This is a genomic window from Allobosea sp. P2_B12 (assembly GCF_056404835.1).
In genome coordinates this window covers 473,881-496,713 of sequence record NZ_JBFUDG010000001.1, presented here as the reverse complement: position 1 = coordinate 496,713, position 22,833 = coordinate 473,881, and the positions used below count along the sequence as shown (strand labels likewise).

At 68.7% G+C, this 22,833-nt stretch carries 16 protein-coding genes and 3 tRNA genes; 7 read left to right on the top strand and 12 right to left on the bottom strand.

Annotated elements, in window-relative coordinates; translation table 11 throughout:
• Positions 1-66 precede the first annotated feature (66 nt).
• The 3 genes from AC1DYU_RS02445 to AC1DYU_RS02435 all read right to left on the bottom strand — a co-directional run bounded on the left by AC1DYU_RS02445 (position 67) and on the right by AC1DYU_RS02435 (position 3,665).
• Positions 67-140 (bottom strand) — tRNA-Gly (locus tag AC1DYU_RS02445).
• A gap of 79 nt (positions 141-219) precedes the next feature.
• Positions 220-2,751, bottom strand: coding sequence for a heavy metal translocating P-type ATPase (locus tag AC1DYU_RS02440; protein ID WP_476790252.1), 2,532 nt, complete (start codon positions 2,749-2,751; stop codon positions 220-222).
• An 86-nt stretch (positions 2,752-2,837) separates the two neighbouring features.
• Positions 2,838-3,665, bottom strand: a complete 828-nt coding sequence (locus AC1DYU_RS02435) for a phosphogluconate dehydrogenase C-terminal domain-containing protein (RefSeq protein WP_476790251.1) — start codon at positions 3,663-3,665, stop codon at positions 2,838-2,840.
• A gap of 81 nt (positions 3,666-3,746) precedes the next feature.
• Between AC1DYU_RS02435 and AC1DYU_RS02430 the strand changes: the two genes are divergently transcribed.
• From AC1DYU_RS02430 to nanR, 3 genes are read left to right on the top strand one after another with little or no spacing between them, the layout of a single operon-like run.
• A complete protein-coding gene (locus AC1DYU_RS02430) occupies positions 3,747-5,033 on the top strand; it encodes a ribulose-bisphosphate carboxylase large subunit family protein (protein ID WP_476790250.1) in 1,287 nt (428 codons plus the stop codon).
• On the top strand, positions 5,030-6,406 hold the full coding sequence (locus AC1DYU_RS02425; RefSeq protein ID WP_476790249.1) for a four-carbon acid sugar kinase family protein: 1,377 nt from the start codon (positions 5,030-5,032) through the stop codon (positions 6,404-6,406). The genes AC1DYU_RS02430 and AC1DYU_RS02425 overlap by 4 nt, the downstream gene beginning before the upstream one ends.
• Positions 6,407-6,425: 19 nt before the next feature.
• On the top strand, positions 6,426-7,151 hold the full coding sequence (gene nanR / locus AC1DYU_RS02420) for a transcriptional regulator NanR (protein ID WP_476790248.1): 726 nt from the start codon (positions 6,426-6,428) through the stop codon (positions 7,149-7,151).
• Positions 7,152-7,368: 217 nt separating this feature from the next.
• Here the strand turns inward: nanR and AC1DYU_RS02415 are convergent, their stop codons facing one another.
• The 5 genes from AC1DYU_RS02415 to AC1DYU_RS02395 form a co-directional block, all read right to left on the bottom strand.
• Complete coding sequence (locus AC1DYU_RS02415) at positions 7,369-10,530, bottom strand: efflux RND transporter permease subunit (protein WP_476790247.1); 3,162 nt, start codon at positions 10,528-10,530, stop codon at positions 7,369-7,371.
• On the bottom strand, positions 10,527-11,678 hold the full coding sequence (locus AC1DYU_RS02410) for an efflux RND transporter periplasmic adaptor subunit (RefSeq protein WP_476790246.1): 1,152 nt from the start codon (positions 11,676-11,678) through the stop codon (positions 10,527-10,529). Before AC1DYU_RS02410 ends, AC1DYU_RS02415 begins: the two co-directional genes overlap by 4 nt.
• Positions 11,678-12,808: an alpha/beta hydrolase gene (locus AC1DYU_RS02405; RefSeq protein ID WP_476790245.1), complete on the bottom strand. Its 1,131-nt coding sequence runs from the start codon at positions 12,806-12,808 to the stop codon at positions 11,678-11,680. The genes AC1DYU_RS02410 and AC1DYU_RS02405 overlap by 1 nt, the downstream gene beginning before the upstream one ends.
• A gap of 44 nt (positions 12,809-12,852) precedes the next feature.
• Positions 12,853-13,080 (bottom strand): hypothetical protein, encoded by a 228-nt coding sequence (locus AC1DYU_RS02400; RefSeq protein WP_476790244.1) that lies wholly within the window; start codon positions 13,078-13,080, stop codon positions 12,853-12,855.
• A 95-nt stretch (positions 13,081-13,175) separates the two neighbouring features.
• On the bottom strand, positions 13,176-15,143 hold the full coding sequence (locus AC1DYU_RS02395; RefSeq protein ID WP_476790243.1) for a mechanosensitive ion channel family protein: 1,968 nt from the start codon (positions 15,141-15,143) through the stop codon (positions 13,176-13,178).
• 195 nt (positions 15,144-15,338) lie between these two features.
• Here AC1DYU_RS02395 and AC1DYU_RS02390 point away from each other — a divergent pair, with 195 nt between their 5' ends.
• Positions 15,339-15,653, top strand: coding sequence for a hypothetical protein (locus AC1DYU_RS02390; RefSeq protein WP_476790242.1), 315 nt, complete (start codon positions 15,339-15,341; stop codon positions 15,651-15,653).
• Positions 15,654-15,662: 9 nt separating this feature from the next.
• On the opposite strand, the gene AC1DYU_RS02385 is transcribed toward AC1DYU_RS02390, so the two are convergent.
• The 3 genes from AC1DYU_RS02385 to AC1DYU_RS02375 form a co-directional block, all read right to left on the bottom strand.
• Positions 15,663-17,624, bottom strand: a complete 1,962-nt coding sequence (locus AC1DYU_RS02385; protein WP_476790241.1) for a sensor histidine kinase — start codon at positions 17,622-17,624, stop codon at positions 15,663-15,665.
• On the bottom strand, positions 17,621-18,268 hold the full coding sequence (locus AC1DYU_RS02380) for a response regulator (protein ID WP_476790240.1): 648 nt from the start codon (positions 18,266-18,268) through the stop codon (positions 17,621-17,623). Before AC1DYU_RS02380 ends, AC1DYU_RS02385 begins: the two co-directional genes overlap by 4 nt.
• A gap of 351 nt (positions 18,269-18,619) precedes the next feature.
• Positions 18,620-18,704 (bottom strand) — tRNA-Tyr (locus tag AC1DYU_RS02375).
• A 228-nt stretch (positions 18,705-18,932) separates the two neighbouring features.
• On the opposite strand from AC1DYU_RS02375, the gene rlmB reads away from it, so the two are divergent.
• Positions 18,933-19,736 (top strand): 23S rRNA (guanosine(2251)-2'-O)-methyltransferase RlmB, encoded by an 804-nt coding sequence (gene rlmB, locus AC1DYU_RS02370; protein ID WP_476790239.1) that lies wholly within the window; start codon positions 18,933-18,935, stop codon positions 19,734-19,736.
• Between the two features lie 21 nt (positions 19,737-19,757).
• Here rlmB and AC1DYU_RS02365 read toward each other — a convergent pair whose 3' ends face one another.
• Entirely contained in the window at positions 19,758-20,339 is a 582-nt protein-coding gene (locus AC1DYU_RS02365; protein WP_476790238.1) for a hypothetical protein, read from the bottom strand.
• Positions 20,340-20,729: 390 nt separating this feature from the next.
• On the opposite strand from AC1DYU_RS02365, the gene AC1DYU_RS02360 reads away from it, so the two are divergent.
• Entirely contained in the window at positions 20,730-22,403 is a 1,674-nt protein-coding gene (locus AC1DYU_RS02360) for an MFS transporter (protein ID WP_476790237.1), read from the top strand.
• A 203-nt stretch (positions 22,404-22,606) separates the two neighbouring features.
• Positions 22,607-22,681, top strand: a tRNA-Thr gene (locus AC1DYU_RS02355).
• Positions 22,682-22,833: the final 152 nt, after the last annotated feature.

Below are 22,833 nucleotides of genomic sequence, written 5' to 3'. Positions count from 1 at the left end.
GCCGGCGCCACGGGCCATCGCCCGAGCGACCTGCCGAAAGCATCTGCGATGGGGCGGAAAGGGAGTTGGAGCGGGTACCGGGAATCGAACCCGGGTATTCAGCTTGGAAGGCTGCTGCTCTACCATTGAGCTACACCCGCGCACCCCCGAAATTCCCCAGCGGGCGGCGGAAGTCAACCCGTCCCATGCGCAGCGCCGTGTGGCGCAGTGTCCGGGCCGCTACTGCGCCGGCACGGGGCGCATGCGCTGCTCCCGGCTGGCATGAGCCGCCAGTGGCGGGCGGAAGCGCTTCAGACGCAGCGCGTTGGTCACGACGCTGACGCTCGACAGCGCCATGGCGAGGCCGGCAAACATCGGCGACATCAGGATGCCGAAGGCCGGATAGAGCACGCCCGCCGCGACCGGGATCAGCACGGCATTGTAGCCGAAGGCCCAGAACAGGTTTTCCGTGATGTTGCGGATCGTCGCCCGCGACAGGGCGACCGCATTGGCCACATTGCGCAGATCGCCCGACATCAGCACGACATCGGCGCTCTCGATGGCGATGTCCGTGCCAGTGCCGATGGCAAGCCCGACATCGGCCTGCGCCAGCGCCGGCGCATCGTTGATGCCGTCGCCGACGAAGGCGACCCTGGCGCCGCCCGCCTGCAGGCGCTTGATCACCTCGACCTTGCCGGCCGGCAGGACCTCGGCGACGACCTCGTCGATCGGTAGGTCGCGCGCGATGGCCTCAGCCGTGCGGCGGTTGTCACCGGTGATCATCACGATCCGGACTCCAAGCGCGCGCAGCGCCTCCAGCGCTTCGAGACTCGTCGCCTTGAGCGGGTCCGCCACGGCCAGAACCGCCGCAAGCCTGCCGTCCACCGCGGCATAGAGCGGCGAACGGCCCTGCCCGCCTAGCCGCGCGGCAACCTCCGCGAAGGGCGAGACATCGATGCCCCGCGCAATCAACAGCCTGTCGGCACCCACGAGCAGCGCGCGACCCTCGACTGTGGCGGAGACGCCAAAGCCGGGCTCGGCCACGAAGGCTTCCGGTTCCGCGATGACAAGGCCGCGCCGCCGTACCTCCGTGACGATCGCCTCCGCGATCGGATGCTCTGAACGCGTCTCCACCGCCGCGACGAGGCGCAGCACCTCATCCTCGGCAAAGCCGTCGGCCACGGCGATGTCGGTCAGTTCCGGCCGGCCCTCGGTGATCGTCCCGGTCTTGTCGAGCGCGATCACGCTGACATCGCGCAGCATCTGCAGCGCCTCGCCGCGCCGGAACAGCACGCCCATCTGCGCGGCCTTAGCCGTGCCGACCATGATCGAGGTCGGCGTCGCCAGCCCCATCGCGCAGGGACAGGCGATGATCAGTACCGCGACCGCATTGACGATGGCCAGCGACAGCGCCGGGCTCGGTCCGAACACCATCCAGACGATGAAGGTGACGAGAGCCGCCGCGATCACGGCGGGCACGAACCACATCGTCACCTTATCGACGAGGGCCTGGATCGGCAGCTTCGAGCCCTGCGCCGCCTCCATTGTCCGCACGATCTGCGCCAGCAATGTATCGGCGCCGACCTTGGTCGCGCGGAAGCGGAACGCGCCGGTCTTGTTGACGGTGCCGCCCACGACCGCGTCGCCCGCCCCCTTCTGGACGGGGATCGGCTCGCCGGTGATCATCGATTCATCGATGAAGGACGAACCCGCGACCACCTCGCCATCGACCGGCAGCCGCTCGCCCGGCCTGACCACGACGATGTCGCCGGGCCTGACCTCCTCGACGGGAACATCCTGCTCGCGCTCGTCGCGCTGGATCCGGGCGGTCCTGGCCTGCAGCGTCAGCAGCTGCCGGATCGCATCGCCGGTCCGGCCCTTGGCCCGCGCCTCGGCATAGCGCCCGAACAGGACCAGCGTGACGATCACCGCGCCGGCCTCGAAATAGGTGTAGTCCAGCCCCGCCGGCAACAGCGACGGCAGGACAGTCGAGACGACCGAATAGAGATAGGCCGTCGTCGTCCCCAGCATGACCAGCGAGTTCATGTCCGGCGCGCCACGCAGCAGCGCCGGCCCGCCCTTACGGTAGAATTGCAGCCCCGGCCCGAACTGCACGAGGCTCGCCAGCACGAACGACAGGTAGCGGACAGTGTCCTCGCCGACCGAGGTGGCGAGCAAATGATGCAGCCCATCGAACAGATGCCCGCCCATCTCGACCACGACGATGGGAAGCGTCGCGACAGCGGCGATGATCAACGAACGCCGCAAGCCCGACAGCTCGGCCTCGCGCGCTTCGCGGTCGCGGTCGGTCTGGGCGGCGGCATCGACGATCGGCGCGGCGGGATAGCCGGTCTGCGCCAGCGCTGCCGTCATCGCGGCAAGCGTCTGCGGCCCGCCGAGATAGCGCGCATGGGCCCGGCCGGTGGCGAGATTGACCGTGCCATCGAGAACACCCGGCACCGCCTTCAGCGCCCGCTCGACCCGGCCGACGCAGGAAGCGCAGCTCATGCCCTCGACCGCGAGGTCGATGGCATCCTCGCGCGGCTCGTAGCCCGCTTTGCGGATCGCTTCGAGTACAGCTTCCGCCGCCCCGCCCTCGCCGAGATCGACGCTGGCGCGACTGGTCGCGAGATTGACGGAGGCGGCCTCGACGCCGGGCACCGCCAGAACCGCCTTCTCCACCCGCCCGACGCAGGACGCGCAGCTCATTCCGTCGACCGGAATCACGATCCGGGCCGTCCGCGCCGGCGTCCTCGCTTCGGTGATGCTCATCTTGCCTCAAGCCCTGCATTCCAGACAGGACAGCAAGATGGGGCTTCCCACCATGGGAAGGTCAAGGGGCGGGAGGCGGATTTCGTTCAGGTGATGCGGCGCACGCTGGCGGCGATTTCGTCGGGCTCGAACAGCCGCTTCCAGTCCGGCTTCAGGATCGTGTCCTTGCCGAAGACGATGGCCTTGTTGCAGGCGTCCGAGAACACGCCCTGGACCTGCTCGAAGGTGACGGCGGCGAGGATGTTCATATGGCCGAGCAGGAAGTCGCGGGCCGCCTCGCGCGGCACGCCGCGCGCGATCGCCTCCTCCATCGCCTCGCGCATCGCGTCGAGCAGCGTGGCGCAGACGGTCTCCGACAGGCCGGGCTCGAGGATCGCCATCTGCTCAACCGTGACGCGATGCGAGCGCATCACCGGCGCCCAGATCGCCCGCGCGACCTCCTCGCCGAGCGCGTAATGCTCTTCCGGCCCCTGCATCAGTGCGTTGACGATGTGCTGCTTGGCTGCGATGCCGCCGAAATGATCGGCCTTGGCGGCCAGATCGGTCTCGTCGTTGAAGATCGGCGGATGGCAGGGATGCGTCACGAAATAGGTGATGTCGGCGCGCTCCGGCAGATGGCCCGCATGCGGCGCAGCTGCATCGAGGATGACGACGATGGTACCGGAGGCCAGCGTCGGCAGCAGCGTCTTCGCGACCGCCCCGACATGGGTGTCCGGCACGGCCAGCACGACGACCTCGGCGCCCTGGATCGCCGCATCGGCCGCGATGCAATCCACGCCGAAGGCCTCGCGCACCCGCTCCTGGCCCGCCGGGCTGACCTCGACATGGCGCGTGGTGAAGCGCGACTTCGCAAGGTTGCGGCCCAGCCGCATGCCCATCTTCCCGCCGGCACCGAACAGGGCGACCACCGTCATGCTGCATCTCCATCGCGACAAACTGGTATGATGAGTTGATCTCATGGGCGTTTCATGCTGTCAATCTGGTATGATGACCTAATGAGTTTAGTAGGAGCGGCCGTGGATACGGGTCAGCGCGTCGAGGCGGATTACTGGCTGGAGACGCCCGGCGACCCGCGCCGCACCGCCGAGGCGATGGCCGGCGAGCAGTCGAGCGGGACCTTCATCGCCGTGCCCGGCGAAACGCCGGAGCTGACGGCGCGCGCCGCCGCCCGCGTCGAACGGCTGGAATTGCTCGACGCAGCGGACAGCCCTGCCCTGCCCGGCGCGACCCCTGATATGCCGGCCCCGAAGGAGGGCTATCGGCGTGCCCGCGTCACCCTGTCCTGGCCGATCGGGACCATCGGTGCCTCGCTGCCGAATCTCGTCGCCACGGTCGCTGGAAACCTCTTCGAACTGCGGCAGGTCAGCGGGCTGAAGCTCCTGGACATCCGCATGCCCCAAGCCTTCGCACAGGCCTATGCCGGCCCGCGCTTCGGCATTGCTGGCACGCGCCGTCTGGCCGGCGTCGCCAGCGGCCCGCTGATCGGCACCATCATCAAGCCGAGCGTCGGCTTCGGCCCGGAGGAGACGGCAGCGCTGGTCGACACGCTCTGCCGAGCCGGCATCGACTTCATCAAGGATGATGAGCTGCAGTCGGACGGCGCGCTCTGCCCGTTCGAGGCGCGGGTCGATGCGGTGATGCGCGTGGTCGAGGCCCAGGCCGACCGCAGCGGCCGCAAGACGATGGTCGCCTTCAACCTGACCGGCGATCTCGACCAGATGAAGCGTCGCCACGACCATGTCCTGAAGGCGGGCGGAACCTGCGTCATGGCGAGCCTGAACTCCGTCGGCCTTGTCGGCATGATCGAGCTCGGCCGCTTCTCGCAACTGCCGATCCACGCACACCGCAATGGTTGGGGCTATCTCTCGCGCAGCCCAGCGCTGGGCTGGGACTACACCGCCTGGCACAAGCTCTGGCGGCTGGCGGGGGCCGACCACATGCATGTCAACGGTCTCGCCAACAAGTTCAGCGAGCCGGACGAGAGCGTCATCGCCTCGGCGAAGGCCTGCCTCGCACCGCTTTTCCCCGACCGCGCGGACGCGATCATGCCGGTGTTCTCGTCGGGCCAGACCATTCGGCAGGCGGAAGGCACCTTTCGCGCGCTTCGCACGACCGACCTGATCTTCGCGGCCGGCGGCGGCATACTCGCGCATCCCGACGGCCCGGCGGCGGGCGTGGCAGCGCTGCGGGATGCATGGGCGGCCGCCGTCGAGGGCGTGACGCTGGAGGACAAGGCACGCGCCAGCCCGGCGCTGGCCGCGGCGCTGGGCCACTACGCATGACAGAAGCGCTGCCACCCGGCCCGCTGCTCGCCTATTATGGCGACGACTTCACCGGCTCGGCCGCCGTGATGGAGGTGATGAGCTTCGCCGGACTCGACTCGGTGATGTTCCTCAGGTCGCCCTCGCCCGAGCGGCTGGCCGCCTTCGCCGATAGACGCTGCATCGGCATCGCCGGCATCGCGCGCTCCAAGCCGCCGGCCTGGATGGACGAGTACCTGCCGCCGATCTTCGCGGCGCTCGCCGGAATCGGCGCGCCCGTGATCCACTACAAGGTCTGCTCGACCTTCGATTCCGCACCCGGGATCGGCTCGATCGGCCGGGCGATCGATCTTGGCGTCGCGACGCTCGCACCCGCCTTCGTGCCGCTCGTCGTCGCAGCGCCCGCCATCGGCCGCTACCAGCTCTTCGGCAACCTGTTCGCGGCGGTCGCAGGGGTGGGGCATCGTCTCGACCGGCACCCGGTCATGGCGCGCCATCCGGTGACACCGATGGACGAGGCCGATCTCGCCCGCCATCTCGCGCGCCAGACTGCACGGCGGATCGGGCTGATCGACCTCCCCGCGCTCCAACAGGGCAAGGCGCAAGCCGCGCTGGATGCCCTGCAGGGCGAGGATGCGCCCGTCGTCGTGATCGACGGCGTCGATGAAGCAAGCCTTGCCGCCGCCGGCGCCCTGATCTGGCAGAACCGGCAAGCCTGCCGCCTCGTTGCCGGCTCGCAGGGCATCGAATACGCCCTCGTCGCGCATTGGCGCGCGGCCGGGCTGATCCCGCACTCGCCACCAGCCATGCGCGTGGCGCCCGTCGAGCGCATCGCGGTCGTCTCCGGCTCCTGCTCGCCCGTCACGGCCGGCCAGATCGCCCACGCGCAACAGCACGGTTTTGCAGCCATCAGGCTCGACGCGGCCCGTGCGGTCGATCCCGCCACATGGGAGGCCGAATGCGGGCGGGCGACAACCGCCGCCCTCGCTGCGCTCGGCCAGGGCGCCTCGCCTTTGGTCTTCACCGCCGATGGGCCTGATGACCCCGCCGTTCCGGCTCTCACGGAGGCCTGCCGCAGCGCCGGCGCGGAGATGGCGGAGGTCAATGACCGCATCGGCGCCGGGCTCGGCACGATCCTCGGCGCCATCCTCGATACATCCGGCCTCGGTCGCGCCCTGATCGCGGGCGGCGACACCTCCGGCCATGCCACGCTGGCACTCGGCGTCGATGCGCTGTCAGCCATCGCGGAGATCGCGCCGGGCTCGCCCCTGTGCCGCGCCCATGCCGACGACATCAGCCGCGACGGGCTTGAACTTGCCTTGAAAGGCGGGCAGATCGGCGGCGGCGACTACTTCAGCGCCGTCCGCGCGGGCGGCCCGATCGCGCCGCGCTGATGGTCGGGACGAGCACACCGTGACGACAGAGCCGATCCCGCGCCGCAAGCTTCACCAGGAGGTTCTGGACCGCCTGATGGCCCGCATCCAGGCGGGCGAATTCGCTCCTGGCGAGCAGTTGCCCTCCGAACGCGAGCTGATGGAGGCCTATGGCGTCGGCCGGCCATCGATCCGCGAGGCCCTGCAGCAACTGGAGCGCTCGGGCATCGTCGGCATCAGCCATGGCGAGCGGGCGCGCGTGCTGCTGCCGACGGCCCACGCGATGGTCGAGCAGATGACCGGCACCGCGCGCTATCTCCTCAGCGTCGAGCCGCGCACGCTCGACCATCTCAAGGAGGCTCGTGTCCTGCTCGAGGCCGGGGTCGCCCGGCTGGCGGCGGAGCGGGCGGATGCGGAGGGCCTCGCCTTGCTGCGCCAGCGGCTCGACGAGCATCGCCAGGCCAGCCTCGACGACTTCCTTCAGCGCGACATCGCCTTCCATCGCCAGATCGCGGCGATGAGCGGCAATCCGGTCTTCCCGGCGGCGGTCGAGGGCATGCTGGCCTGGCTCGGCGCCTATTATCACTCGCTGGTGCGGGCGCCCGGCGCCGAAAGCCTGACCTTGCAGGAGCACCGGCGCATCTACGACGCGATCGCGGCCGGCCAAGCCGACGCGGCGGCGCAGGCGATGTCGGACCATCTCAACCGCGCCAATGCGCTGTACCGGCGATTTTCGGAGGGCGACGAACAACCCGGTGGCGGCTAAGCGGACCGGGGCTCGCAGAACCGGTGCGATGCCGAGCCGGAAGAGGAGGTGGTGGGCCGTACCGGACAAATCTGCGAACACATATACAGTTGAAATAGCTTTCTAAATTCTGCGACCGCTAATCCATGAGACCGATCATACCCGAGGAACCAACAGGGCGACACTGTCGGATAGACCCTGGTCGATCTGGGGTAACAGGCCGCATCGTCTATATCGTTCAAGAGGTCGGTCGTACCTCGCCGTGATGGGCGCGCGCAGCGGTAACGGGAGCGGCCCGCCGATGGTTCTCCAGCCGCTGCAGCACGACGAAGAGCGAGGGGACCACCGCGACCGTCAGCAGCGTCGAGCCGATCATGCCGGTGAGCGTGGCGAAGCCGATCGATTTCTGCGCGTTGGCGCCGGCGCCGCTCGCCAGTACCAGCGGCACCAGCCCGAGGATGAAGGCGAGCGAGGTCATCACGATCGGCCGCAGCCGCAACCGTGCCGCCTCGATCGCCGCCTCCGCCAGCGGCATCGCCTGGCTGAGATGCAGGTCACGGGCGAAGCCGACGATCAGGATCGCGTTCTTGGCCGAGAGCGCGATCAGCAGCACCAGCCCGATCTGGGTGTAGAGATTGCTGGAGAGCCCGAGCGCGAGCATCGCGCCAGCCGTGCCCAGCAGCGCCAACGGCACCGACAGGATGATCGCCAGCGGCGCAATCCAGCTCTCATACTGGCCGGCCAGCACGAGGTGGACCAGGAGCAGGCTCAAGGCGTAGACGATGTAGACTTGGCCGCCGAGTTCCTTCTCCTGATAGGACAGGGCCGACCATTCGAAACCCGTGCCCGGCGGCAGGATCTTGCGGACGATCCCCTCCAGCACCGCGAGGCCCTCGCCCGAGCTGACGTCGCGGTTGGGCGCGCCGATCAGCGTCGCCGCCGGGTAGAGATTGTGGAAGCTGATCAGCGAGGGGCCGATGCCGGGCCTGATGTCGGCGATGGCGCCGAGCGGCACCATCTCGCCGGTCTTGGACCGCAGCTTGAGCGTCCGCAGACCCTCAGGCTCCATCCGCGCATCGGCCTGCGCCTGGACATAGACCTGGAACACCCGCCCCGCCTTGGCGAATTGGCCGACATAGGCCGAACCGACATAGGCGCCCAGCGCATCGGTGGCGGTGCCGAACGAGACGCCCAGCGCCTCGGCCTTGGTGCGGTCGATCGCGAGCTCCACCTGGGGCGCCTGGGCGCTGAAGGTGTTGCGCGCGGCCTGGAACAGGTTCTGCGCGCGGGCCCGCTCGGCGATCGCATCGGCCAGGCGCTGCAGCTTGGCGTAGTCGAAGCTGCCGTCGCGCAGTTCCACCTTCATGGTGAACCCGGAGGCGTTGCCGATGCCCTGGATCGGCGGCGGCGGCAGAACCAGCGCGGCGCCGTCCTCCAGACCCGCCATGGCCGCATTGAGCGCGCCGTAGAGTCCGAGCAGGTCCTCGCCCGTCTTGCGCAGCTTCCAGTCGGTCAGCATCACATAGGCGACGCCGGCATTGGCGAGGCTGGCATTATCGTTGAGCGCCGACAGGCCCGCGATGGCGATGACCTTGTCGACGCCCGGCACGGCGCGGGCCCGCTTCGTGACCTCGTCGAGCGCCGCCGTCGTGCGCGCCAGCGAGGCGCCGTCGGGCAGTTGCACCGAGACCAGCATGTAGCCCTGGTCCTCGACCGGCAGGAAGGAGGTCGGGATCCGGCTGAGCGCGAACACCGATCCGCCGACGAGCAGCAGCGTCACGGCGAAGACCACCCCGCTTCTGGCGACCAGCCGGCGGACGAGCCCGACATAGGCCCGCTCACAGGCGCCATAGCCGCGCTCGAACATCCGGTAGGGCCAGGCGCGCTGCGCCACCGGCTTCGGGCGCCGCAGCCAGAGCGCGCATTGCGCAGGCTTGAGCGTGACCGCGTTGACCGCGCTGATCAGGGCTGTCGCGGCGATGACGAGCGCAAACTGCTGGTAGATCTCTCCACTCAGCCCAGGCAGGAAGGCCGCGGGCAGGAACACCGCCATCAGCACGAGCGTGATGCCCATGATGGGCCCGATCAGCTCCTCCATCGCCAGTATGGTGGCATCATGCGGGCTCAGGCCCCGCTCCATATGGTGGGTGGCGCCCTCGACCACGACGATCGCGTCATCGACGACGATTCCGATGGCGAGCACGACCGCCAGCAGCGTCGAGATGTTGACGGTGAAGCCCAGTGCCGCCATCGCCGCGAAGGCGCCGATGATGGTTACCGGCACGGTGGTCGCCGGCACCAGCGTGGCGCGCCAGTCCTGCAGGAAGATCAGGATGACCAGCAGCACGAGAACCGCCGCCTCGATCAACGTCTTGTAGACGGCCCCGAGCGAGGCCTCGACGAAGCGGGTGGTGTCGAAGGGCGCGCTCCAGCCCATGCCCGGCGGGAAGCGCGTGGACAGCGCGGTCATCCTGGCCCCGACCTCGCGGGCGACCTCGAGCGCGTTGGCCTCGGGCAGCTGGAAGATCGCAAGCCCCGCCGCCTGCTGGCCATTCAACCGGAAATCCTGGCCATAGGCCTGCGCTCCGAGCTCGACGCGGGCGACGTCGCGCAGGCGCGTGATGCGGTTGCCGTCGGCCTTGACGATGATGGCCTCGAAAGCCTCGACCTCGTCGAGCCGGCCCGGCGCCAGCAGCGTGTACTGGAACGCCTGGTCGCCTGCTGTGGGCGCCATGCCGAGCTGGCCCGACGCGACAGAGCGGTTCTGCTGGTTGACCGCGTTGACGATGTCGGTCGGAAGCAAGCCGCGCATCTGCATCTTCTGCGGATCGAGCCAGAGCCGCATCGCATATTGCCCGGCGCCGAAGACGTTGACGGCGCCGACGCCCGGCAGTCGCGCGATCTCGTCGAGCAGGTTCAGCGTCGCGAAATTGGACAGGAACAGGCTGTCATGCCCCGCCCGGTCGGAGGTCAGCGCGACGATCTGCAGGATCGCGGTCGAGCGCTTGTTGGTCTGCACGCCTTGCGTCTGCACCACCGAGGGCAATTGCGGCAGGGCGGCGGCGACGCGGTTCTGCACCAGGATCTGCGCCTTGTCGGCGTCCGTGCCGATCCGGAATGTTACAGTCAGCGTGTAGAGGCCGTCGCTCGTGCTGGTCGAGGACATGTAGATCATGTCCTCGACACCGTTGACCTTCTGCTCAAGCGGCAACGCAACCTCGCGCGCGATAACCGCCGCGCTCGCACCGGGATAGCGTGCCGTGACCTGCACGGTCGGCGGCACGACATTGGGATACTGCGAGACCGGCAGGCGCAGCAGCGCCACCAGCCCGAGAATCACCGTCAGCACGGCGATGACATTGGCCAGAACCGGCCGCTCGATGAAGAAGCGGGCCATCAACGCCAGGCCCTGGCAACATCGGCGACAGGACGCACCCGGCTGCCGGGGATGGCGTTCTGCAGCAGCCCGACAACGACGCGGTCGCCCGCGCTGAGGCCGGTGCGGATGACGCGCAAGCCGCCCTCGCTTGTCTCCCCGGTCTCGACCGCCCGCTGCTCGACGACGTCGTCGGCGCCGACGACCAGAAGGTAGCGGCCGGTCTGGCTGGCACCCAGCGCCGCCTCGGGCACGAGCAGCGAGGGGACGTCCTTCTGCAGCGGCAGCCTGACCCGCACGAACAGCCCCGGCAGCAGCACTCCTTGCCGGTTAGGCACCGCCGCTCGCACCGACAGCGTGCCGCTGGCCATGTCGAGTTCGGGGGCGACATAGTCGAGCTGGCCGACATGCGGATAGCCGACATCGGTATCGAGGCCGATCTCGACGGGGAAGGCGTCGAGCCCCGCCAGCGTCAGCCCGCGCTGGCGCATCGCCTCGCGGATGCGAAGAACCGTCTGCTCGTCGAGCGAAAACCGCACCTTGATCGGGTCGCTCGCGACGATCGAGGCCAGCAGCGTCGGCCCGCCGACGCCCACCAGCGCGCCCTGATCGACGAGATGGGCCGAGACGATGCCGTCGAAGGGCGCCTTCACCTCGGTATAGGCGAAGTTCAGGCGCGCCTGCGCCACCTGCGCGGCGGTCTGCTCACGGACGGCTGCGGTCGCGTCGCGCTTGCCCAGGGCGCTGTCGAGCGCGGCTTCAGACGCGGCCTGCCGGCTGGCGAGCTGCTTCTGGCGCGCGAGATCGGCCTCCGCCTGGATCAGCAGCGCCTTCTGCTGCGTCTCGGCGGCTTCCGCCAGCTCCAGGCTGAGGCGATAATTGTCCTGCTCGATGACGAAGAGCACGTCGCCCTGCTTCACCGATGCGCCATCGCGATAGCGGATCTGCGTGAGCGTGCCCTGGACGCGGGCGACGAGATCGACCCGCTTGGCCGCCGCGGTCTGGCCCGTCAGCTCGAGATAGCGAGTCACCGGACGGGCGAGCGGTGGCGCGACCCGGACTTCCGCAGGTTGAAGCGATGGCGGCGTCGCCTTCTCGTTGCAGCCGAGCAAAGCCAAAGCGAGCACCAGTGGCGTGACGCGCGGGCCGACGCGGAAACATCCCCGTACCATCACGGCGCTCCTCCTGCCGCCCCGCCCGGAACCAGCGCGCTGCCCAGGAGCGTCACCGAGCGCCCCAGCGTCTCGATGCCCTCGCTCAGGCTCTGGCCGCCCTGGCGCGAGGGCGCCCCGCTGGAGATCGCCCGGCCGATGGCGGCGATCGTCGAGCCGTCCCCGAACGCCTTGTTGTGGTTGCGCCCGATGCCGCCCGCGACCGCCGACAGATCATGGGCTTCGATGCCGAGACCGCGGAACTGGTCGAGATCGGTGTTTTCGCCGGCGCGGATCTTGCCGCCGAACAGCCGGCGCGACAGGCCCAGCGCGTAATCGTCCTTGGAGGCGTACAGCACGATGCGCGAGGTCAGCGGTCGCAGCCGCGCGATCTGGGTGCGGAACACGTCCATGTCGACATCGGGCGCGGCCAGCACGATCGTCCCCAGCCGCGCCAGAGTCCTGTCGTCCCTGGCGATGGCGAGCTGGCGCAGCGTCTCCATCGTCAGCCAGTTGCCCATCGAATGGGCGAAGATGTCGACGCCTGCGATGTTCGGGTCGCGGGCGAGCCTCGCCAGCAGATCCGCCAGTGCATCGCGGCTGAAATTGGCCGAGTCCTTGTCGTAGCCGTAATCGGCAAGCCCGCCCCGCGACGGCCAGCTGAACAGGATCGGCAGGCCCTGGTAACCGGTGTCATCGACGATCTGGCCGAGACGCATCACCGCCTCGTCGAACTGCGTGTTGTAGCCATGGGTAAAGACCAGCGCCCGGCGCTTGGCGTCGCCTGCCGCCTTGGTGGCGGCCGCAAACCCCGAGGCGTCGAGTTCGCGCGCCGAGACCAGCGCGATGTGTTTGGCGGGGTCGGGCCGCTTGGCGTCGGTGGGCACCGCGCCGGGTTCGCGACCCGGCGGCAGCGACAGCGTCAGGCTGGCGTAGCGGACGGCATCGCCGCGCTCGCCCGAGAAGAGATGTCCCGGCGGCTCGGCAGCCGGCCCGCGCGTGGTCACTGCCAGGAGCGTAAGCGTCGGCGTGCCCAAGACGGGTTCCGCCACGGGCACCAGCAGCCCGCGGCTCGGGCCCGCGCAGCCGCCCGCAGCCAGGGCGACGAGCCCCACTGCGAGTAGCGCCCTGCAGCCGGTTGGACAACGCATCGAAACGACCTCTCTTGGAGTTTCAGCGGCGGCGAGGCTGCCGCTCAGCCCCCGCGCGCCTCGACGACCTTGCGGCAATCGGCCGAGAGCTTGCCCTTGTTGTCGCGCAGGCAGGCGTTCATCGGCTGCGGCTGGCCGATGAAGGAAGCGCAGTGCTTCTGCGCATCCGAGCGGCAGGCCATCTGTTCGGCGCGCGTCGGTCCCGACTGCGCCGAGGCGAGGGAGGCGCCAGCGAGCAGCAGCGCACAGGCGAGCAAGAACGACGTCTTCATGGGTCGGGCCTTTCGGTTGGGATGGCGCCCTGCGATCACAGGGCCGGCGAGCCTTTCGACCATGGCCGCGACTGCGCCCCGCGCCCATGCCATGTTCATGGGATCACCCTGGGGATCGGCGCCGGACTCATCTCCGGCACCCTGTCCGCGGTCGTCGCGGAGGCTTGGCCGGCGGTCGCGGCGGCTGCGTTGGCGGGAGGCGGAGCGGCGCTCGACAGATCATCGGTTGCAATGGCGACGCTGCGCAGCATTCCCGCGACGTCGCCATCGTCGATCGCCTCCTCGATCAACCGGCGGATGAGCGGTTGGGCCCGATCGGCGCTGGCCGCGCCGATGTTGAACGCAAACACCAGCGAGCCGGGAATCTCCTCCTCCGGCTCATTCAGCTTCACCGCGATGTCGCCGACGATCGCCTGCCGGAGCAGCGGCTCGCTGCGCAGCGCGGCGGCGGCGCGGCGGGTGAACAGCACGATGTCGTCCCGGTCGGGCGTCGCGTCGAGGGCAACGGACACGCTCATCCGCATCAGCTTGCGGCTGTGGTTGGTCACCGCGCCGAGTTCGCCGAGCGGAATCGTGTGGAGCCGGCCGTCCTCCTCGCGCAGCCGGACACTGCGCAGGTTGATCTGCTCCACCAGCCCGCGCCGCGCCCCGACCTCGACCGACTCCCCGATGCGGAAGACGTCATCGACGATGTGGAACACGCCCGAGACAACGTCCTTCACCAGCGCCTGCGACCCGAAGCTGATGGCGAGACCGACGATGCCCGCGCCCGCCATCAGCGGCGTGATGTCGACGCCGAGCGCCGAGAGCCCGACCAGCGAGAACACCGCGATGATCAGCGTGATCGTGGTCGCGCGGATGATCGGCAGCACCGTCGAGAGCCGGGCGAGCCGCGCATCCCGTTCCTGCAGCGACCCGGGGGTTTCGCCCGGCGTCAGCGCGGCCTCGGTCCAGACATGAACCAGGGCCACGCAGGCCGCGCCCAGCACGAAGACGAGGGAGGCGAAGGTGAGCCGGTAGCCGAAGGCCTGCCCGCTGGCCGCCGGCAGCCAGCCAAAGGCGTCCACCAGCCAGAATTCGACGCCGATGCGCGAGATCAGCGCCGCCGCCAGACTGTCGATCAGGACCCGCAGCACAAACAGCCGCCGCATCTCGGCCGGCTGGCGCGAGTCGCGGATGCTGACAGCCACCGCCCGGTCGAGCGCGACCGCCACCAGCAGCACCACGATCGTGCCGACAGCGCCGTGATAGAGCGCGAACGTCTCGCCGATCCAGCCCCAGACCCAGAACACGAAGGCCAGGACGCACAGCGCCATCGCCAGAAAGCGCGGACCCATGCGCATGCCATGGCGCCCGAGCGACGCGAAAACCTGGATCGCCGCCAGAGTCAGCCCGAGCGCGACGAGGCAGGACATCAGCTTGGCCGAGGTCGGCGACAGGCCGCCGCGCAGCGCCGCGGCAAGCAGGACGGCGTGCAGATGCGCGATCGCAAACAGCGGGGCAAAGCGCCAGACCGCCTTGCGCGCCCCGACATCGTCCACCCCGGCTAGCCGGAACCGCCTGAGCTGCGGCTGGAACAGGGTGACCACCAGGGTCAGAGCCATCAGCCAGCGGATCAGCGCAATCACCGCCTCGCGCGGCAGGATTTCGAGGCCCGGCGCGACACCAAGCCCACGCACCAGCAGGACACGCCCGACCAGCGCCGCCGCCAGCAGCGCCAGCGCCTCAAGCCCGGCGAGCCCCGCCATGCCCGCCAATGCGCTGCGCGCCTGGCCGGCCAGGCGCCGTTTGCCGGCCAGAAGCGAGCGGGTCGCGACATAGGCCACCGCCACAGCGGCGCAGAGCGCGAGCGTCTGCGGCAGCGTTACCCCCGCCTCGGGGACGGTGCGACCGATCACGGCCGCCAGCTCATGGGGAAGCCGCGGCCCTACGCTCAGCGCCGTGACGAACTCCTGATCGACGCGTTCCACCACCTGCCGCAGCGCATCGAGCGGGGCGATGCCACTGCGGGCGCTGTCCGCCGCCGCCCCGGTCAAGGCCGGTATCGCCTGTGCCTCCGCCATGCGTCCCCCCGGCGACCGCCGCGCCGATCACCCGATCGCTTTCGCTCGCAGCCCATCACGCCCGAGGATGGCTGGCCCCGCCACCCCATCTTCATGGGATACCGCGCGACCTTGCGAAGGATCAGGGTGCACCGGCGTCGCAGCACCATGGCCGACCGGCCGTGACAGGGACGCATGACGTAGGGAGCCGAGACAATGGGTCGAATTCGAGCAATCACACGCGCTGGCCTGGGTCTGGCCGCACTTTCCGCACTGGCCGCCGTCACGCTGGACGCCACACCGGCGCAGGCGGTCGTCTATTGCAAGACGGTGGGCATTCCCCAGGGCTGCGTCGCACGCCCCGGCGCCCCGGTCGTGGTCGGCGCACCCGTTGCCCGCGCCGCCGTCGCCACGCCGGCTTACAGGGGTGCGGCATACAGGGGTGTCGGCGCCGGCGCTCGTGGCGTTGGCGTTCGCCCGGGCACGCCTGCCAATCGCGGCGGCCCGGTCAACCGCGTTGGTCGCCGCTGACCCGGTCGATCAGCCTCCGATCCCGTCGAGATCGGCGAAGCGTTCGGGCAGGTCGAGCGTGATGCGCGTTCCGTCCTGGCCAGAGCGGATCTCCAGGGTCGCGCCGCAGCGTTCGGCGCGACGCTTCATGTTGTCGAGCCCGCGCCCCGTGCCAAGCGCCGGGGCCGAGCCCAACGACCGATCGAAGCCGCGGCCGTCATCGGCGATGACGATGCGGCCGAGGGGGAAGCCTTGTCCGACCGGCACCGTCTCGATGGTGACCGTGATCTGCCGGGCACGGGCGTGTTTGACGGCATTGGTGACGGCCTCGTCGAGCAGGCGCACGATCTGGATGACATGGCCCGGCCGCAGCTCGGGATAGACTGGCAGGCCCTGCGGCGTCAGGACCCGCCAGTCGAGCTTCAACCCATGCGCTCGCACTTGCACCGCGATCCGCTCGCGCCAGGCGCCGAGCGCGAGCATCAGGTCGCCGCCGATATCGTCCATCGCATCGATAACGAGGCGCAGATCCCGCAGCGCCGCCCGGGCCGCCTCGCCGATCGGCGCGCCGCCACTGCGCTGGCGTTCGCTGAGCGCGACGATGCTGACGAGCTGGCCGCCCAGGCCGTCATGCAGATCCCGCATCAGCCGGCTGCGCTCGCTGGACAGCGCAATGGCCCGCGCGCGCTCCTCGTCACGCGCTAGACCGGCCCGCAGCTTGTCCTCGGCCTCGCGCACGAGCGTCACCATCGAGCCGGCGAAGCTATCGACCTGGTTCAGCGCCCTGGCAAACCGCCAGGTCAGACCGATGCCGATCGCGATCACCATCGCCGAATAGGACAGGCGCGAGAAAAAAATCCGCCGGTCCTTGGCGATGTCGAGGACCGAAAGAATGTCGTGCAGGCAGAAGAACAAGACCACCGTCACGGCGCTTCCCAGCACGAGACTGATGGCATCCCGCCGTCGCACAAACACGATCGCGATCAGGACCGCGATCAGGACGAGGCAGAAGGCGACCGTCGGCGGCCCGAGCAGGAGGTAGGTGGTGCGGACCTGCGACAGATCTCCAATCAGCCCAGTCACGGTGATGATGACGCCCGGCACGAACAGCACCACCGCATGGCGCGGGAGCCGCAACCCCAGGAAGACGACAAAGAACAGGACGCAGAAGGCGCTCTCCAGCGGCGCCGATGCGATCAGCACCGCATTGAGACCGGCATAGACCGACTGGCCGCTCGGGGCCGAGACGAAGGTCTGTGCCACGCCGATCGCCATCGAGGCCGCGAGCGCCCCGTATTCGGGCTCGTGGCGGCGCATCAGCCACATCAGTCCGAGGATCACCGCCAGGACCGCCTGCCAGGCAGCGAGAACCACCGGCAGGGTGACGAACATCAGGATGCGCCGGTCGTAGGCCGGCCGCAGCGCGTCGTCAGGGCCGACATAGATGCGGTCGAGGAAACCCGTCAGCGGACCCCAGACGAACAGCCGGACCGTGAGTTCGTTGGTCCCCTCCCGCAGCAGCGTCGAGGGGATCACCGCGATCTCCGGCGTGCTGCGATCGGGCCGGTTGGCGGACGGGGTGCGGCGGCTGTCGAGAATCTCGACCCCGTTGACGGCGACCGTGACCCCATTGGTGAAACGCGGCAGCAGCACCGACCAGGAAGGCTCGGGCGGAACCGGCCCGGACGATGGCGACGCGGACGAAGCCCGCTGCCAGTCGAACGCGATGCGATAGCGCGGCGGATCATCGAGCGTGAAGCGGGCCGGCAGATGATGCGGCAGGGAAACGGTCACGGCATCGCCTGTCCCGAGCCGGGCTTCCATCAGCCGGTAGCGCTCGGGCGGTTCGGGCGCCGGCAACGCCGCGAGAGCGAGACAGCCCATCACCACCAGCACTTGCAACGCGAGATACAGCGCCAGCCGCAATCCTTGTTGCGATGCGCCCGCAGACGCCCCGGCCGGCAGCCGTAACCCGGTCGCGGCCTCGCTCACAGCCGGATCAGACCCTGCTGCAGCGCCTCGAACACCGCCTCGCCGCGCGTGTTGACCTCGAGCTTGCGGTAGATGTTCTTGATGTGCCCCGGCACCGTCTGCCGCGACAGGCCGAGATGACCGGCGATGTCGGCATAGCTGAAGCCCTTGGCGATGCCCCACAGGATGTCGATCTCGCGCGGCGTCAGCCGCGCGGTGTTGAGCGCCGGCTGCACTGCCGGCGCAGGCTGGGCCTGCGTCCGCCGCACGATGAAGCGCGCGATCGACGCCGAGATCGGCGAATGCCCGGCGACGAGATCACGCACGGTCGCGGCGATGTCGGTGGGAAACGCGTCCTTGAGCAGATAGCCCGTGGCGCCCTGCCGGATCGCGGCGATCACGCTTTCCTCGTCCCCCAGGATCGAGATCACCATGATCTCGGTCTCGGGATGCCGCTGCCGCGTCTCCCGGATCAGCTCGAGTCCATGCCCGTCCGGCAGCCGCAGGTCGGTTAGCAGCACCCGCGGCGGCGTCGAGGCAAGGCTGAGACGGGCCTCGGCCAGCGTCGCGGCAGCCGTCACAGCGAACTCGATCGAGGCACCAAGCGCGTCCTGGAGGCGCCAGCGGGTCGGCGCATCATCCTCGACGAGCAGAACCTCGATCATGCGCCGGGTTGCCCCTGTGTCGGCGGGTCTTCGAGCAACCCCACCTGAATCCCATACCGCGAACAGTCTAGCGGGGCGACATCGGTTGCGACAGCCCATGTTCATGGGAGGCCACCGCCCCGCGCGAGCGGCCAACAACCGTGCCAGATAGTCGGAAGGGGAGACGATCCTTGTCTGGCGCGGGGGCGGCATGGCCTCGCTCTACACGCGCTAAGCCAACCGCGAGACGCGCGCGCAAGCCGACAAGCCTGCTGATACCGGAACGAAACCGAACGTCTATTCTCGCACCCAAGCACCAGGCGCGGGAACTGGAGCTAAAACAGACCATAATTCAGATACTTAAAAAGAAGGTGGTGGGGGAAGCAGGACTCGAACCTGCGAAGGCATAGCCAGCGGATTTACAGTCCGCCCCCTTTGCCGCTCGGGACATTCCCCCGCCCGCGCCTCGTCGGCCTGAGCCGTCGGGCGCCGCCCATCTCACTTGCGTGATGTCACTTGCGTGACGGGCAACTGGCGCGGCCGGACTTATGGTGACCGGGCCGCGCCCTGTCAACGCCAAAAAGCCAGTTGCCCCATGGGCATCGCGCCGCGTCCCGGCAATTCCAGACTGGTCAAGCCCGGTTTGTCATGTCAGGGCATGCATCAGCGACCGAGGAGAAGCCCGATGCCTGCACCGTTTCGCCCCAAGCCGGACCGAAGCGATCGGCCGCGCCAGACCAGCCCGCGACGCGCCGACGGCACGCTCCACCATCGCCCCGGCGATATCGACGAGGCGGTGCTCTACGGCGTGCATCCCGTCATCGAAGCGCTGCGCAATCCCAAGCGGCGCCATCGCCGCCTGCTCGCAACGGAAAACGCGTTGAAGCGTCTGCAGGACGAGGTCGGTGAGCTGCCGCTCCAGGCCGAACTCGTGCGCCCCTCCGAGATCGACCGACTGCTGACGCCCGATTCGGTGCATCAGGGCCTCTATCTCGTCTGCGACCCGCTGGATTCGCCCGATCTCGACAGCCTGCCCGACGACGCTATCGTGCTGGCGCTCGACCAGATCACCGATCCGCACAATGTCGGGGCGATCCTGCGTTCGGCCGCTGCCTTCGCCGCCGCCGCCGTCATCGTCACGATCCGCCATTCTCCGGCAGCGACCGGCGTACTGGCGAAATCGGCCTCGGGTGCGCTGGAGCATGTGCCGCTGATCGCGGTGCGCAATCTCGGCGATGCGCTCGACGAGCTCGGCAAGCGCGGCTTCCAGCGCATAGGTTTCGATTCGGACGGCGAGATCGCCTTCGACGACGTCACACTGAAACGTCCGCTCGTCATGGTGATGGGCGCCGAGGGCAAGGGTCTGCGCCAGCGCACGCGCGATCTCTGCGACCAGGTCGCGAGGCTGGAGGTGCCGGGCACCATCACCAGCCTCAACGTCTCCAACGCGACCGCGATCGCGCTCTATGCGGCGAGCCGGCGGCGCTAAGCGTCTGCCGATGAGCGCGGCTCAGCGCCTTGGCACGGTCAGCAGCAGCGCTCCGGTCTCGGCATGGGCGAAGCGGCTGCGGCGGCCCTGCGGCTCGGGGTCGGTGATGCGGATGACGCGCGTCGCCGGCCGGTCGCGCCGGCCCTCGAGCCGGTAGATCGTCGGCTCCGGCGTCGGCGAGCGCACAATCCCCATCCGAATCGGCATGTTCTCGAACGAATTGCGGTCGACCCAGCCCTGCGAGGCATCGCCATCGCTCGCAACCGCCTGCCCTGCACCGGAGCCGGCAGGATAGCTCCAGGGGCCGAGATAGCCGGCCGAGGTGAACAGACCGCGCCCGCTGCGGCGCCAGTGCCGCGCGCCATGGTCGCGAGAGCCGGCAAAACGCAGATCGGAATGGCGCAGACCGGGATGCCGCATCCCGGCATGGCGCGTCTCCGCGGCCGGCATGGTCCGATGGTGAGTGCTGAAGCCAGTCGGGCTGAGGGCCCTTGGCGCCTCAGTGAATGAGCCGCCCCGCCGCCCAGCGGCTTCGGCTCCAGCGACGGGCAACAGCAGTGCCGTCAGCAGCAGGCCGAGGCGAATCGTCGTGGCGCGCGACATGGGCGCTCCTCCCTCATCCGCATCATAGGCCTCCGGAAGGCGAGTATAGGCAGATCGCTGCCCTTGGGAAGCCGCGCGACAGGCTCATTTCCAGCCGCATCGTTCCCACGTCCTGATCGCGATCGCACTCGAAAACAGTCCGCCACGCTCGGAAATGACCCATTTATGCCGCTCGCGGCCGCTAATCTCGCGGCGTCGGCTCCCAGGACGTTAGACGAAGTGCTTGATTGCCGAGCCATGCTCTCGCGAGCATTGCTTTACGCCAGACCGGAACGCTGGGCCCAAGGCTTTGCAACCGGCACGCTGGCATCGCGTCGTCAGAAAGCGAGCCAGGCAAACAGGCAGCGTGGATTGTCCCGCTGCCGGGGAAATCGCAGGGGAGACTACGCCATGAGCATGGCAGCAAACGCACCGGGGGCGAAGATCGCGCCGCGCCCCATGACGGCGGAAGAAAAGCGCGTCATTCTCGCATCCTCGCTCGGCACCGTCTTCGAGTGGTACGACTTCTATCTCTACGGCTCACTTGCCGTGATGATCGGCGCGCATTTCTTCTCGGCCTTCGATCCCAACACCCGCGCCATCTTCGCGCTGCTCGCCTTCGCTGCCGGCTTCCTGGTGCGCCCCTTTGGCGCGCTGTTCTTCGGGCGGCTGGGTGATCTGATCGGCCGCAAATACACCTTCCTGATCACGATCGTGATCATGGGCGCCTCGACCTTCCTGGTCGGCCTGCTGCCCAGCTACAACACGATCGGCTGGGCCGCTCCGGTCATCCTGATCGCGCTGCGCATGCTGCAGGGCCTGGCGCTCGGCGGCGAATATGGCGGCGCGGCGGTCTATGTCGCCGAGCACGCGCCTCCCGGCCGCCGCGGCTTCTACACCTCCTGGATCCAGACCACGGCGACGCTGGGTCTGCTGCTCTCGCTCATCGTGATCCTGGGCATCCGCGTCAACATGGGCGAGGCCGATTTCGCCGCCTGGGGCTGGCGCATTCCGTTCCTGCTCTCGATCTTCCTGCTCGCCATCTCGGTCTGGATCCGCCTCCAGATGCAGGAGTCCCCGGCCTTCAAGAAGATGAAGGAAGAGGGCACCGGCTCCAAGGCGCCGCTCTCCGAGGCCTTCGGCCAGTGGAAGAACGCCAAGATCGCGCTGCTGGCGCTGTTTGGCCTCACCGCCGGCCAGGCCGTCGTCTGGTACACCGGCCAGTTCTACGCCCTGTTCTTCATCCAGAGCATTCTGAAGGTCGATCTCTACTCGGCGAACGTGTTGATCGCCTGGTCGCTCATCCTCGGCACCGGCGGCTTCATCTTCTTCGGCTCGCTGTCGGACCGGATCGGCCGCAAGCCCGTCATCCTGGCCGGCTGCCTGATTGCGGCGCTGACCTATTTCCCGCTGTTCGGCGCCCTCACCAAGGCTGCAAACCCCGGCCTCGCCGCGGCGCATGAGAACGTCAAGGTTCAGGTCATCGCCGATCCCGCATCCTGCGGCTCGGTCTTCGATCCGGTCGGCGTGCGCACCTTCACCGCGCCTTGCGACATCGCCCGTCGCACGCTCGCGACCCAGGCGATCGTCTATACCCAGGCCCCGGCGCCTGCCGGCACACCGGCCAAGGTCACCGTCAACGGCAAGGACCTCGCCATCGACGCAACCTTTGCCGCGACCCTTGCCAAGGAAGCGATTGCCGCCGGCTACCCGGCCCCAGGCGATGCCCGCATCGTCAAGGTCGGCTTCTTCAGCGCACTGGCGAGCGCCCAGTCGCTGACCATCATCGCAATCCTGACGGTCCTCGTCATCTATGTGACGATGGTCTACGGCCCGATCGCCGCAGCCCTGGTCGAACTCTTCCCGACCCGGATCCGCTATACCGGCATGTCGCTGCCCTACCACATCGGCAACGGCTGGTTCGGCGGTCTGCTGCCCGCCACCTCGTTTGCGATGGTCGCCGGCACCGGCGACATCTTCTACGGCCTCTGGTACCCGATCGTGATCGCGCTCATGACCTTCGTCATCGGCATGCTCTTCGTGCCCGAGACCAAGGATCGCGACATCATGACCCACGAGAACTGAGCCTAGGCTCAGTCCGTATCGACGACCGAGCCCCGCCTTCTCGAAGGCGGGGCTTTTTCTTTGGCGGGAGCAGACAACTGCCGTCCTGCGAGCCTTCCGAACGATCACGTCCGTGTCGATCGTGCCCCGAGTGATCTTGCTCTGGCCGCGCCCTGCTGGTAACCGCTGGGGCAGATGCCGGAGACAAGAGCCGGTATTCAGGGGCCGGCGTAGCACAGCGGTAGTGCAGCGGTTTTGTAAACCGAAGGTCGGGAGTTCAATCCTCTCCGCCGGCACCATTTTTTACGAACTGTCCCGAGCGCCATCCCGGGGGCCACGCCGCGACCTCGGCGGATAGACGGCTACTGAAACAGGAAGTAGCTATCGTCGAGCGCGGCAGCGGTGACGTTCTTCAGGATGAAGAGCGTCACGCCCTGGACGACGACATGAG